The following is a 13,736-nucleotide window of genomic DNA, read 5'->3' as shown; positions in this document are numbered from 1 at the left end:
ATATCCGGCCGCGTTCGCGTGCCGCACCTTCTGGACGCAGTTTCTTCCAGACCCATTCCCAACGTTCGCCGCCCCAGCCGGGCGCTCGCACCTTCAAGCGAGGAATAACGCTCTTGTCCGATAACACTTCCGAAACCGGCAGCGCCGATGCGCCCGCCGAAAAGCGCGTGCGCAAGCCCCGCGTGAGCAAGGCCGCCGCTCCGGCAGCCGCCGAAACCAGCGCCGCGCCGGCGCAGCCGACCCTGCCGCTGGCCGCCGCGCCCGAGGCACCGGCTGCTGCCCCTGCACCGAGCGCGCCCGCCGCCGAGGCCCCTGCCAGCAGTGGCGGTGGCGAAGGCGGTGAGGGTCGCGAATCCGGCCAGCCGCGCCAGCAGAACCACCAGGGGGGCGGCCAGAACCAGGGCCAGAACCCGTACAACCAGAACGGCCAGCAGGGCCAGGGGCAAGGTCAGGGCAACCGCCGTGACCGCTTCCGCAACCGCCGCGACCGTGACCGCAACAACCGCTTCCGCGACGATGGCCTGCCCAACGACGGCGGCGAGCAGCAGCCGTTCGTGCCGCGCCCGCACGCCAACGTACCCGAGGGCTTCCCGGTCTACTCGCTGAGCGACCTTAAGCGCATGCCGGCACAGAAGCTGCTGGAAATCGCCGAGCAGCTGCAGATCTCCGAAGGCGTGGCCCGTGCCCGCAAGCAGGACGTGATCTTCGCCCTGCTGAAGGTGCTGACCCGCCACGGTGACGGCGTCGCCGCCGACGGCGTGCTGGAAATCCTGCCGGACGGCTTCGGCTTCCTGCGCGCGGCTGAAGCCAGCTACCTGGCCGGCCCGGACGACACCTACATCTCGCCCAGCCAGATCCGCCGCTTCAACCTGCGCACCGGCGACCACATCTCCGGCCGCATCCGCTTCCCGAAGGACGGCGAGCGCTACTTCGCGCTGAACATCGTCGACACCATCAACGGCGAGCCGATCGAAGCGTCGAAGAACAAGGTGCTGTTCGAGAACCTGACCGCACTGTTCCCGCGCCGCCGCTTCACCCTGGAGCGCGGCAACGGTTCGTCGGAAGACATCACCGGCCGCATCCTCGACCTGATGGCCCCGCAGGGCAAGGGCCAGCGCTCGCTCATCGTGTCGCAGCCGAAGGCCGGCAAGACCATGATGATGCAGCAGGTCGCCACCGCCATCACCACCAACCATCCGGACGTGCACCTGATCGTGCTGCTGATCGACGAGCGCCCGGAAGAAGTGACCGAAATGCAGCGCACCGTGCGCGGCGAGGTCATCAGCTCGACCTTCGACGAGCCGGCCGCGCGCCACGTGCAGGTGGCCGAAATGGTCATCGAGCGCGCCAAGCGCCTGGTCGAGCACAAGAAGGACGTGGTGATCCTGCTCGACTCGATCACCCGCCTGGCCCGCGCCTACAACAACGTGGTGCCGAGCTCGGGCAAGGTGCTGACCGGTGGTGTGGACGCCAACGCCCTGCACCGCCCGAAGCGCTTCTTCGGTGCCGCGCGCAACGTGGAAGAAGGCGGCAGCCTGACCATCATCGCCACCGCGCTGGTCGACACCGGCTCGAAGATGGACGAGGTGATTTACGAAGAGTTCAAGGGCACCGGCAACAGCGAAGTGCACCTGAGCCGCCGTATCGCTGAAAAGCGCGTGTTCCCGGCCATCGACATCAACCGTTCCGGCACCCGCCGCGAAGACCTGCTGATCGAACCGGAGCTGCTGCAGAAGATCTGGATCCTGCGCAAGCTGCTGCATCCGATGGATGAAATGGCCGCGATGGAGTTCCTGCTGGACAAGATGAAGAACACCAAGTCCAACGACGAGTTCTTCGGTTCGATGAAGCGCTGATCCCTGGCGCTGCATCAGAAGAAACCTGCCGCTCGCTGCGGCAGGTTTTTTTTTGCCTGCAGGGCGACGCACTTCACTTCGCTCGCGCCCGCTTTTGGCGATAATCCGCGCGATACCCTGCCCGGCCCCCGTGGGCCCTGCCACCGATTCCCGCTGTCGCCCCTTCCGGAGAACCGGTCGGGTCCAGCCTCCTGCCGGATCCGTCGACGCATGCGAACGCTGTCCCCCCGCCTCAACCTGGGCAAGCTGATCCTCGCCCTGGCCCTGCTCAGCGCCATCATCGCGCTGGCCAATACCCTGCTGGCCAGCTACCGGGTGCAGCGCGACCAGCTGGTTGGCAATACCCTGGAAGCCAACCGCGTCTACGCCACCAAGCTGGCCGAGACCACCCAGAACTTCCTGCTGGCCGCGCAGCAGCAGCTGGCCTATGCCGCGACCCGCCTGGGCGAGGACGACCTTGATCCGAAGCAGGCCCAGGATGAAGCCAGCCGCCTGCAGCTGCAGTCCAGCAGCTTCAACTCCTCACTGGTGGTGGACGCCGACGGCCTGGTGATCGCCACCTCGCCGCAGACCCTGCAGCTGCAGGGTGAGGTGCTGCACAGTGTCGGCAACAACGCGGCACTGGCGGCGCGCCAGCCGATGATCAGCGATCCCTACCAATCGGCCACCGGCAAGCTGCTGGTGTCGCTGTCGCACCCGATCTTCGACCGCCAGGGCCGCTATCGCGGCTATGTCAGCGGCACCCTGTACCTGCGCCAGCGCAGTGCACTGCACACGCTGCTGGGCAAGCACTACTACCGCGACGGTTCCTACCTGTACGTGGTGGACCGCAATGGCCGCCTGCTGTACCACGCCGATGGCAAGCGGGTGGGTGACTACGTGGTCGGCAACCCGGCGGTGAAGGCCGTGGTGCGCGGAGAACGGGGCGCACAGCAGGTACGCAACAACCGCGGCGTGTCGATGCTGGCCGGCTATGCACCGGTGGCGGCCACCGGCTGGGGCATCATCGCGCAGCGCCCGACCGAGGCCACCCTGCAGCCGCTGTCGCGGTTGATGACCGCAGTGATCTGGAATGCGATTCCACTCGGCCTGCTGTCGCTGCTGGTCACCTGGTGGTTCGCGCGCCGCATTTCGATGCCGCTGTGGCAACTGGCGCGCAACGTGCAGGGCGGCGAGGACACCGGCAACGCGATCAACCACGTCAGCGGCATCCGCGCCTGGTACTTCGAGGTCGCCCAGCTCAAACAGGCGGTGCTGCACAGCTTCAATGCGCTGCAGGATCGTATCGGCACGCTCAACCGTGCCAGCCGCACCGACCCGCTGACCGGCCTGCTCAACCGCCGCGGGCTGCAGCAGGCGCTGGATGCGCTGCAGGTGCAGGGCATTCCGTTCGCGATCCTGGCGCTGGACATCGATCGCTTCAAGTCGATCAACGACAGTTACGGGCATGACGTCGGCGACAACGCCATCGTCCACATCGCCGACCAGATGCGCCGCTACTCGCGCGACAGCGACATCCTCTGCCGCGCCGGCGGCGAGGAGTTCCTGCTGCTGCTGCCGGGCATCAGTACTGAATCGGCCCGCCAGGCCGGTGAACGCCTGCGCCAGCACATCGCCGACCATCCGTTCGAACCGGTCGGCACCATCACCGTATCGCTGGGCGTGGCCCACTTCCCCAGCTTCCATGTCGACGCAGAACAGGCGCTGCGGCTGGCCGACAAGGCGCTGTACATGGCCAAGGAACAGGGCCGCAACCGGGTGGTGGTCTACCCGTACGCCGACTGACGCGGAGCCGGGCTGCCCGGCTCCGCAGCGGGTCTCAGCCCTGCGCCAGCGGGGTCAGCAGGCGCAGGCCGCGCTTGGCGCCATCCACCATGTAGACGCCGCCTTCCGGCAGCAGATCGCTGCCGACCTGCTCGACCGGGTCCGCCTCGCGCCACGGGACGGTCTGCCGCGGCCCCGGAATGAAGGCGCGCCAGCGGCCATAGCGTTCCGCCACTGCATTGGGATCATTGTTCAGGGCGAAGTTCACCGGGATGCGAACCGTCCAGCTGTCCCGGGTGCTGTCCTCGCCGGTGGTCGGCGGCTTGAAGGTCCACGTGCGGGCGGTGCTGACACTGGCTCTGGCCAGGATGTCGCGCATCTTGGCCAGGGTCCGCTCAGGTGCGACCACGGCCATGTTCACCTGCTCGGCGGCCACATCGGCCACCGTTCCGTCACGGGCCACCTTGACCAACAGCAGCACCTCACCCTGGCCACCGTTACGGTAGGCCGCTTCCGGGTAGCGCGGCGGCGTCATGTGCAGCTGGGTCACCGAATCGGTGGCCTTCGGATCGTACTCGCTGAAGTCGACACTGGTCATGCTGATTTCATAACCGCCATCGGCCGCAGCCTTGCCGCGCAGGCGAACGCGCAAAGGGGCCCGCGTGGCCACCGCCTGGCCATCACGCAGCGTGGGCTCGAAGCGCCAGCCACCGATGGTGCCTTCCACGAAGGAGGCGATGCTCGGGGCCACCATGGCTTTCTGGTCCAGCACCAGCGAACGGACCGCGCCCTCCGGCGTGACCTCGATATGACCGGACAGCACCATGCTCATTTCCGCAGTCGCACGTACAGCACGTGCGGTCTGCGCAGTTGCATCGCCTGCAAGCAGGGGGGCGCCGGCAGCTACGGCCAGCGCGAGGGCGAGAAACAGTGGGGAACGCATCATTGCCGGATCCTTGGTGATGAACGGCGAGCCTATCCCAGTCCCAGCCGCGATGACAGCCGGTTCACGCCAGCCGGTGTGCGCCCGCGTAGGGCGGCGTGTCCGGATAATCACCCCGGGCGAAGCGTTCCTGCAGGCCCTGCCACCAGCCCGGGTCGAACAGGTGCCGGTAGTGCTCGCGCACGGCTGCCAGCTCCGCAGCAGGCAGGCCCATGAACGGACCGAAGCGCTCGGGAAACACGTCGCGAGGGCCGACATGGAACCACGGCTCGTCGGCCATCGCTTCCTCTGGCGTGCGTGGCTGCGGCCAGGCGCGGAACACGCAGTCGCTGACCAGGCACAGCTCGTCATAGTCATAGAACACGGCCCGGCCGTGCCGTGACACACCGAAGTTCTTTGGCAGCATGTCGCCGGGGAAGATGTTGTTGCGCGCCATGTCGGTGATCGCCTGCGCGTAGTCGAGCACCGCCGCGCGCACCGCCTCGCCGGACTGCTCGCGCAGGTACAGGTTCAAAGGACGGAAACGACGTTGCACATAGCACAGTGCGACTTCGACCTCGTCGCCATCGACACGTACGCTCTGCGCGCACTGCTGCAGCAGCTCTTCCAGCAGGGCCGGCGCGAAGCGCTCGCGCGGGAAACGCAGGTGGCGATAAGGCTGCGCATCAAGCAGGCGGCCGACACGATCGAGATTGAACACCAGCGCGTACTTCTCTTCCACCTGCTGCCGCGACATTGCCTTGGGCCAGGCGAAACGGTCGCGGATCAGCTTGAACACCAATGGATAACTGGGCAGGGTGAACACCGCCATGACCATGCCCGGCGTGCCTTCGGCATGCACCAGCCGTTCCTGCGGATGCTCGTTGAAGTGGCGGAAGAAGGTTCGGTAGCGCTCGGTCTTGCCCTGCTTGGCACGTCCCAGCACCGTGTAGATCTCGTCGATCGGCTTGCCCGGCAGCAGGCTGCGCAGGAACACCACCGCGTCGCCCACCGTACCCAGGTCAGCCTGGAAGTAGCTGCGCGACACGCCAAACAGATGGGCGACATCGCGGCGCCGGGTCAGTACCGCATCGGCACGCAGGCCGCGCGCATCGTTGACCAGGGCAATCACGCATGGCGAAAAGCGATGCTCGCCGAACACGCGGCCAACCAGGTAAGCGCGGCGCTCGCGGTAGAACACCGTGTCGAGCAGTTCGATGCTGCGTACCGGCGTGTCCCCCCAATGGGCGAGGTCGTCCTGCAGGCGCACGGCGATGGCCGCCGCACAGCGCAGCTGGTGCGCATAGGGGATGTCGAAACGGTAGTCGGCCAGCACGCGTTGCAGGGCCTCCACCGGCCGCGTCGGCGAGACCGCGTAGGTATGCCGCGCGACAGGATGGGTGATTGCATCGGAGGGCTCGACGTCGAAAGCAATGAATTCCAGCGCCGGGTCCACGCCGCGGGTAGCGAACAGGCGCCGCGACAGCGTGTTGTAGAAGGTCTTGTACAGCTCGGCGTCGATCAGGCCCTGCAGCAGCCCGCTGTACTGCGCGTGCACCTGCAGCCACAGCGCACGCTCGCCGATCGCGTCACCGGCGAGGCGGCGCAACGCATCCATCTGCTCGGCGATGCACAGGTCGTACAGGGCGATGCGCTCGACCGCATCCTGTCGCGCACCAGCCCAATCGCGCTGCTCGAAGCGCTGCCGCGCCCGCGCGGTGATCGCCGCGAAGCGGGCATGGTACTGCTCGAAACCATCGCGGATGGCACCGGCGATACGCGGCGCCAGTACGGTTGCGATGACAGGCTCTGACATGCACGGCGTACCCGGGGAGGACCGTCTCCACCATACGCTGGCGTGGGGTGGCTTGTGTAGAGTCGAGCCATGCTCGACTGCTTTTGGCCGAAGTCGAGCATGGCTCGACTCTACAGAAGGCAGGGGCAGAAGCAGTCGAGCAAGCTCGACTCTACAACGCGCCGGTGGATCAGATCGCCAGTTCGGCCTCTACGTCCTGCACCTTGCGCCGCGCCAGCGCCAGGTTGGATTTGGTCCGGTCCAGCACGATGTAGAAGAACAGGCCCTTCTTCTTCGCCACCGGGCGCATGATGTGGTACGCCTTGCCCAGCGAGATCAGGATGTCCTCGATGCTGTCGTTGAGGTTCAGCGACGCGGCGGTCTTCATCTTGGCGCGGATCACTTCAGTGTTGCCGGCGGCGGCCACTTCCATGTCCATGCCGGCACCGGCTTCGCCCAGCAGCATGCCGCTTTCGTAGTCGACCAGCGCCACTGCCTGCGCGCCGTCGATGCCCATCAGTGCGTTCAACGATTCATTCAATCCAGCCACGTCGCACCCCTTGTCGATGTTGGTTCGAGCCCCTCGTTCCCCTGCGGCCGGGCTCACGATCCGCCGAGTTCGGCCAGGATCGCCTGGCCACATTCCCTGCTCTGCCACAGCACCTGGCCGATCACGCTGCGCTGGTCGCAGGCCGCCATCAGCAGCAGCGGTGCGCGCCCTTCGGCCTGGATCGCCAGCATCAGCACCTTGCCGCCCGCGGCCTCCAGCATCAGCGTCTGCAGATCGCCCAGCAGCAGTTCGCGGCCAACTGCCGCGGCCAGCGCCAGCATCGCGCTGGTCATCGCCGCCAGCCGCTCACCGCGCCCTTCGGCCCCGGCACTGACCAGGGCGAAGCCATCGACACTGGCCAGCACCACCGTGCGCACGCCTTCCACGCGCTGCTGCAGGTCCTGCAGCAGCGGCTGCAGGCGCTCACGCTGACCGGCATCGGGCAGTACCGCCATCTGCCCGTCAGCCATGCGCCGCCACCAGTGCGTGCGCTTCCATTTCGCTCATCAGTACATCCATCAGCAACAGTCCCTGTTCGCGGTCGCGGGCATCCACCGCCAGCAGCGGCAGTGGTTGGTCGTCAAGGCTGGCACGGGCGGCCCAGTCATCCAGTGCGGCCTGCGGTGCCTGGTCCAGGTGGGTGACCGCCACCACCAGTGCCAAGGATGATGCGAACGGCTGCAGCACCTGCAGGTAGTCCTCCAGCTCGCTGGCCAGCCCGGCACGACGCGCATCCAGCAGCAGCACCGCGCCACGCGCGCCCTGCAGCAGGATCGGCCACAGGAAATCGAAACGCTGCTGGCCGGGTGTTCCGTACAACCGCAGGCGTTCGCCATTGGGCAGGTCGATGTCTGCGTAGTCCAGCGCCACGGTGGTGGACGCCTTGTCGGCGCCAAGGCGATCACTGTTGGCCACATCCGTGTCGACCACCGCGCCAACCGCGATGCTGCGTACGAGGGTCGACTTGCCGCTGCCCATGCCGCCCAGCACCACCACCTTGTGCTCACGCATTGCGTTCGCTCCCGCGCAGGTGCCGCCACAGGCGGGCAAGCAGGCCGTTGTCGGTGCGGGTGCCACCTGTCGCCATCAGCGGCGTCGCCGGTGCAGTCTGCAGCTGCGCGTAGCCGCACAGGTAGGCGGCATGGATGAAATCGCGCACCGCCGCAGCCGGCAAATCAAGCAGCATCACGCACTCGTCAACCGTGCACGCGCGCTTGAGCAGCAGCGAACACAGGCGGAAGCCATCATGGTCGTGGCCCAGTACGCGGAAGTCCGGCCAGCGCAGCAGCTTCACTGAAGCGCCACGCAGGCGTTCGTCCAATGCCTGCCAATGGCGGCTGCGCTGTGCCCACTGCCACAGCAGCGGTCGCAGTGGCTGGCGTGGCCGCTCACCGGCCAGCGCCTGCAGGCGTGCGGGTGTCAGCGCATCCAGTTGCAGGCGTTCGAAGGCATCGGCCAGACGCTCTACCAGCGCCGCAGCCGGTTCCTGCAGCAGCACGGCCTGGTCGTGCTCCAGATCCATCAGCAGCAGAGGCTCGCCCGCATCACTCAACAGTGCCTGCCCCTGTCGCAGCGGCAGCCGCTCGCGCAGCAGGCGGGTGATGGCGTGTGCACCATCGGCCAGACGGATCGGTGCGGGTGCGTGCATGGCCATGGGCTCCGGTGCCAACTGCATGCGGCGCAGCGCGCGGCCGATGGCACCATCGTCAAGTACGTCCTGGTGCCCATCACCGTCACGCAGCTGGCCGCCCAGGTCTTCGATCCAGCACTGCAGTCGCGGACGCTGCTGACGCATGCGCTGGGCCGCGTTGCGCAGCGCCGGCGTATCGCGGATGACCAGCAGATCGCAATCATCCAGGTCCTGGCTGCGGCGGATCTGGCCATCCGGCAGGGCCGATGCCACGCGCAGCCGCTGCAGCAGGGCCTGCTCGCCCTGGATGTCGGTTCCCACTACCAGCACGCGTGCCATCCGTGTTCCCCGTGCGGCCACCTCCCCGGTGGCCTCGCGTCGCCAAGGCTAGGGCATCGCCAGCGGCAGCCGTCGTGATCGACTGCTCAGATCGAGGGCGGTTGCAGGCTGTCTCCTATCCGTTCTGCGACGGCCATCGCGGGCAAGTTTCATGCCCCTTTGACGGCATTCCGACGGCCGACGGATGTCGCGCTTTTCGGCTGGGGTCAGAGCCCTGCGGTGCAGAGGGATCTGACCCCAGAGCCCACCGCGGCCTGCAAAAAAGAAACCCGCGCCGAGGCGCGGGTTCCGGTATCACCACCGAGCGGCGATGGATCAGCCGCGCAGCTGCTCCAGCGCGGCGTTGAAGGTCGCGCTCGGGCGCATCGCCTTGCTGGCCTTGGCCACGTCCGGGCGGTAGTAGCCGCCGATGTCCACGGCCTTGCCCTGCACCGCGATCAGCTCGTCAACGATCTTCTGCTCGTTGTCGGTCAGCGCCTTGGCCAGCGGGGCGAAGCGTGCCTTCAGTGCGGCGTCTTCGTCCTGCGCGGCCAGCGCCTGCGCCCAGTACAGCGCGATGTAGAAGTGGCTGCCGCGGTTGTCGATGCCACCCAGCTTGCGCGACGGCGACTTGTCGTTGTCCAGGAACTGGCCGTTGGCTTCGTCCAGCGCCTTGGCCAGCACGCGGGCTGCGGCGTTGTCGTAGCGGTTGCCCAGGTGTTCCAGCGACGCGGCCAAGGCCAGGAATTCGCCCAGCGAATCCCAGCGCAGGTAGTCCTCTTCAACGAACTGCTGCACGTGCTTCGGGGCCGAACCACCGGCGCCGGTCTCGAACAGGCCGCCACCGGCCATCAGCGGCACGATCGACAGCATCTTGGCGCTGGTGCCCAGCTCCATGATCGGGAACAGGTCGGTCAGGTAGTCGCGCAGCACGTTGCCGGTCACCGAGATGGTGTCCTCGCCCTTGCGGATGCGGTCCAGCGAGAACGCGGTGGCTTCCACCGGCGGCAGGATGCGGATATCCAGGCCGCTGGTGTCGTGGCTCTTCAGGTACTGCTCGACCTTGGCGATGACCTGCGCGTCGTGGGCGCGGGCGGCATCGAGCCAGAACACGGCCGGGGTGCTGCTCAGGCGGGCGCGTTCGACGGCCAGCTTCACCCAGTCCTGGATCGGCGCGTCCTTGGTCTGGCACATGCGCCAGATGTCACCGGCTTCCACGGCGTGCTCGAACACCACGGTGCCGGCATCGTCAGTGACCTTGACCACGCCATCGGCAGCGATCTGGAAGGTCTTGTCGTGCGAGCCGTACTCTTCGGCCTTCTGCGCCATCAGGCCGACGTTCGGCACCGAACCCATGGTGGCCGGGTCGAAGGCGCCGTGCGCCTTGCAGTCGTCGATGACGGCCTGGTACACACCGGCGTAGCAGCGATCCGGAATGACCGCCTTGGTGTCCTGCAGCTTGCCTTCGGCGTTCCACATCTTGCCGGAGTCGCGGATCATCGCCGGCATCGAGGCGTCGACGATCACGTCGCTCGGCACGTGCAGGTTGGTGATGCCCTTGTCCGAGTTGACCATGGCCACGCCCGGACGCTGTGCGTACTCGGCGGCGAGGTCGGCTTCGATCGCAGCGCGGGTGGCTTCCGGCAGCGACGGCAGGCGTGCGGCCAGGTCACCGATGCCGTTGTTGGCATCGAAACCCGCCTGCTTGAGCACGTCGGCGTGCTTGGCCAGCACGTCCTTGTAGAACTCGTTGACCGCCACGCCGAACATGATCGGGTCGGAGACCTTCATCATGGTCGCCTTCAGGTGCAGCGAGAACAGCACGCCCTGGGCCTTGGCATCGGCGATCTGCTCGCCGATGAAGGCGGCCAGTGCCTTGCGGCTCATGACGGCGGCGTCGACGATCTCGCCGGCCTTGACCGCGGTCTTTTCCTTCAGCACGACGGTGCTGCCGTCCTTGCCGTGGAAGGTGATCTTCAGCGAACCGGCGTTGGTCAGGGTGGCCGACTTTTCGCTGCCGTAGAAATCACCGGCAGCCATGTGCGCGACGTGCGACTTCGAATCCGAGGCCCAGGCGCCCATGCGGTGCGGGTGCTTGCGCGCATAGTTCTTCACCGACAGCGGTGCGCGGCGGTCGGAGTTGCCTTCGCGCAGCACCGGGTTCACCGCGCTGCCCTTGACCTTGTCATAGCGCGCCTTGTAGTCGCGCTGCTGGTCGTCAGCCGGGGTTTCCGGGTAATCCGGCAGCGGATAGCCCTGGTCCTGCAGTTCCTTGATGGCCGCCTTCAGCTGAGGCACCGAAGCGGAGATGTTCGGCAGCTTGATGATGTTGGCGTCCGGGGTGGTCGCCAGCTGGCCCAGCTCGGCCAGGTCGTCGCTGACCTTCTGCGCGTCGCTCAGCAGTTCCGGGAACAGCGACAGGATGCGGCCGGACAGCGAGATGTCACGGGTTTCCACCGCGATGCCTGCGGTGGCGGTATAGGCGTCGACGATCGGCAGCAGCGACTGGGTGGCCAGGAACGGTGCTTCGTCGGTCAGCGTGTAGAGGATCTTGGACATGGGGGACTTGGACTCTGTAGCAATGCTCAGGGGAAGGCCGGCGCCAGCGCCGGGCCACGTGCAACCGTGTCACTTCCCCCGCCGCCGTCAGGGTGGGCGCGCGGCGGGGAAACCCCTGCATTGTCGCGTTTTCAGCCGCGCGGGGCAAAGCCGTGCCATACGTGGCGGTACTGGACCGCTGTGTTTCGTCGTTGGCTCGCTTCCGGTCTGGAAGCTGAGGCTTGATGGCTAGTTCGACTTCCCGCTCGTGGAGGAACGCATGAGCCATTCCGACAATCGCGGCCCCCACTCGGCACGCCTTGGACAGGTCAATGTCTGTGAGCGCTTGCTTTGCTGGAAGTTGCAGATGCGCAATCCCCCAACGACGGCGGCCAGGCTGGCGAGTTCATCAGCCGTCGCTGCAGAGCCGCGGATGTGCAGCGAACCGGCGCCAGACGATCCGGGTCGAACGTAGACGTCGTACCGGGTGGAACCTCCTTCCGCCCTTGCATACCCCGACACGACATATCCGCCGTCCGTGAAGCGCAGATCCGGCGTGCTTCCTGACGCAGGCTTTTCGGGGGCATCGCCCTCGTAGATCAAGGCGACTTCCCTACCTTCATACCTGATTCGGTGCAGACCAAAGTCAACGGGTGCCTCGTAGGTCACGGACATGCCTGTCGGCACGCGCAGGCAGGCACCGTACAGAAAGTGGTCGCAGCTGTAGCTCCACAGGCTAGATTCCTGGGCCCACGAGGTGAGCGGGCACAAGAAAGCGAAGAAAACCAAAATGCGTGCAAGCATCTCAACGCTCCCGTTTTTGAACCGCCGAATCGCCTTCCACAATTCCACCGATGGTATGGCTGTCAACCACACCGGGAACCCTATTCATGATTCCGTCGCCACGTGCAGGATTGGGCAGCCCCGTCGTCTTGTCATAAAGATCATCCACACCGCCAAGATGTGACACTTCATGAGGAACAACACCCTTGTCAAATCTATCCAGGACATTGATCTCGCCCTTCTTTCCGCCCAACTCCGCGAAACTCCGTCCGCTGCGGTGGGAGGTTTCCCCGTTGACAAGCTTTATCTCATTACGGGCGGCCCGCGGAGTGCTTCTATCAATGTCAGTGACCTCGACCGTCACGCGCGTCTCCTTCCCGCCAATATCATAGGTTCCTGACATTGACGCCACCTGCTCTTTGAAGGTCGCTATGTTCTTGGGTGTCGCACCATCCCCTGAAAACTTTGTTGGGAAGCTGATTTTCACCGAACCGTCCTTCATCCGCGTAACTACAGGAACTCGGCCGTCCGGATCGACAAAGTTGTAAGGACTGCTATTGGCGTATCGGTACCTGTTGAAGAGGGAAGACTTCCCACCATAGGCAGCGACGGGATCTACACTGAGAAAAGCACCGATTTCGGGAGAATAATATCGTTGCTGCATGTAATTGAGACCTGTCGTGGAATCAAACACATGGCCTGAGTAGCCAGGACCATCTGCAGCGACGATTCCAACGACAGAGCCATAAGGCTCGTATGCGAATCTCTCGACCACCTTCCCGTTTGAGTCCGTAATAGCCACCGGACTCCCAAGTGCATCCGTATGAACATAGGTGACTACTTCACCGTCCGTCGACGCCATTGCCAGCGTGAGAACAATCCAGTTGAGCATCCCATCCCTCCCACGTTTCCATATTCCATTCAGCGTACCCGAGATCCCCCTCGATCGAGTATCGCTCAATAAAAAAGGACGCAGCCTCGCGGCTGCGTCCATCGTGAGCCCTGCCGGGAGAGAGTCGGCAGGACTTACTTGACCTCGAACTCCTGCGGCGTTCCGGCCGCCTTGCCATCGACGGTGACTTCGGCGCGGTACTTGCCGGCCGGCCAGCCCTTTGCATTCTTGAACGTGACGTTGGTGGTTTCCGCGCCACTGGAGTTCAGGGTGGCGTTCTGTTCGCCGGCCACCTGGCCGTCCTGGTAGGTCAGCTTCGCGCCAACGGTGACGTTGTTGGCAGCGCCGTCGGTCTTGACCGAGACGATGACGTCATCCTTCGGTGCGAACAATGCTGTCGTCGCAACCGACTTGTCGGCGGCTGCGGTCTTGCCGACGGTGACGGCCGAGACGCTGACTGCAGCGGCTTCTGCCATCGGCGGCGGTGCGCCGGTCATCGGCGCCGGGGCCGGCTCAGCCGGCGCGGTCGCTGCCGGAGCGGCATTGCTGTCGGTCGACTCTTCCTTCTTCTTGCAACCGACCAGGGCAACGCTGCCCAGCAGGGCGGCGATCAGGGCGGTCTGGAGCGGGGTGGTCTTGATCATTCGGGGTTCCTCCCAGGGATTGTCGGACGGCGTTCGATCGCCGG

At 65.8% G+C, this 13,736-nt stretch carries 12 protein-coding genes; 2 read left to right on the top strand and 10 right to left on the bottom strand.

What is annotated here, in order from left to right; all coding sequences use genetic code 11:
- The first annotated feature begins 113 nt into the window (after positions 1-113).
- Positions 114-1,856 (top strand): transcription termination factor Rho, encoded by a 1,743-nt coding sequence (rho, locus tag R1L06_RS10085; protein WP_029379723.1) that lies wholly within the window; start codon positions 114-116, stop codon positions 1,854-1,856.
- Between the two features lie 210 nt (positions 1,857-2,066).
- Positions 2,067-3,641 (top strand): sensor domain-containing diguanylate cyclase, encoded by a 1,575-nt coding sequence (locus R1L06_RS10080; RefSeq protein WP_032130287.1) that lies wholly within the window; start codon positions 2,067-2,069, stop codon positions 3,639-3,641.
- Positions 3,642-3,675: 34 nt separating this feature from the next.
- On the opposite strand, the gene R1L06_RS10075 is transcribed toward R1L06_RS10080, so the two are convergent.
- The 10 genes from R1L06_RS10075 to R1L06_RS10030 all read right to left on the bottom strand — a co-directional run bounded on the left by R1L06_RS10075 (position 3,676) and on the right by R1L06_RS10030 (position 13,692).
- A complete protein-coding gene (locus R1L06_RS10075; RefSeq protein WP_317217618.1) occupies positions 3,676-4,566 on the bottom strand; it encodes an energy transducer TonB in 891 nt (296 codons plus the stop codon).
- Positions 4,567-4,627: 61 nt separating this feature from the next.
- Positions 4,628-6,358: a bifunctional isocitrate dehydrogenase kinase/phosphatase gene (gene aceK, locus R1L06_RS10070; protein WP_049424082.1), complete on the bottom strand. Its 1,731-nt coding sequence runs from the start codon at positions 6,356-6,358 to the stop codon at positions 4,628-4,630.
- 169 nt (positions 6,359-6,527) lie between these two features.
- Positions 6,528-6,887 carry a hypothetical protein gene (locus R1L06_RS10065; protein ID WP_005419760.1) on the bottom strand — a complete coding sequence of 120 codons (360 nt, stop codon included), beginning with the start codon at positions 6,885-6,887 and terminating at the stop codon, positions 6,528-6,530.
- 53 nt (positions 6,888-6,940) lie between these two features.
- Positions 6,941-7,357, bottom strand: coding sequence for a roadblock/LC7 domain-containing protein (locus R1L06_RS10060; RefSeq protein WP_049401646.1), 417 nt, complete (start codon positions 7,355-7,357; stop codon positions 6,941-6,943).
- Positions 7,350-7,898: a GTP-binding protein gene (locus R1L06_RS10055; RefSeq protein WP_071229345.1), complete on the bottom strand. Its 549-nt coding sequence runs from the start codon at positions 7,896-7,898 to the stop codon at positions 7,350-7,352. The genes R1L06_RS10060 and R1L06_RS10055 overlap by 8 nt, the downstream gene beginning before the upstream one ends.
- The gene (locus R1L06_RS10050; protein WP_121504244.1) at positions 7,891-8,856 is read right to left on the bottom strand and encodes a hypothetical protein; all 966 of its coding nucleotides are present in this window, start codon (positions 8,854-8,856) and stop codon (positions 7,891-7,893) included. The genes R1L06_RS10055 and R1L06_RS10050 overlap by 8 nt, the downstream gene beginning before the upstream one ends.
- A gap of 315 nt (positions 8,857-9,171) precedes the next feature.
- Positions 9,172-11,394, bottom strand: a complete 2,223-nt coding sequence (locus R1L06_RS10045) for an NADP-dependent isocitrate dehydrogenase (RefSeq protein ID WP_317217617.1) — start codon at positions 11,392-11,394, stop codon at positions 9,172-9,174.
- 228 nt (positions 11,395-11,622) lie between these two features.
- Positions 11,623-12,177, bottom strand: coding sequence for a hypothetical protein (locus R1L06_RS10040; RefSeq protein ID WP_317217616.1), 555 nt, complete (start codon positions 12,175-12,177; stop codon positions 11,623-11,625).
- 1 nt (position 12,178) lies between these two features.
- A complete protein-coding gene (locus tag R1L06_RS10035) occupies positions 12,179-13,048 on the bottom strand; it encodes an RHS repeat-associated core domain-containing protein (RefSeq protein ID WP_189720140.1) in 870 nt (289 codons plus the stop codon).
- 134 nt (positions 13,049-13,182) lie between these two features.
- Positions 13,183-13,692 (bottom strand): hypothetical protein, encoded by a 510-nt coding sequence (locus R1L06_RS10030; RefSeq protein WP_049401650.1) that lies wholly within the window; start codon positions 13,690-13,692, stop codon positions 13,183-13,185.
- Positions 13,693-13,736: the final 44 nt, after the last annotated feature.

Origin of the sequence: Stenotrophomonas mexicanensis (assembly GCF_032911605.1) — a bacterium.
In the GTDB taxonomy this organism is placed as follows: domain Bacteria; phylum Pseudomonadota; class Gammaproteobacteria; order Xanthomonadales; family Xanthomonadaceae; genus Stenotrophomonas; species Stenotrophomonas maltophilia_A.
Note: the sequence above shows the minus strand (reverse complement) of the source record. Positions and strands in the feature narration are given on the sequence as shown.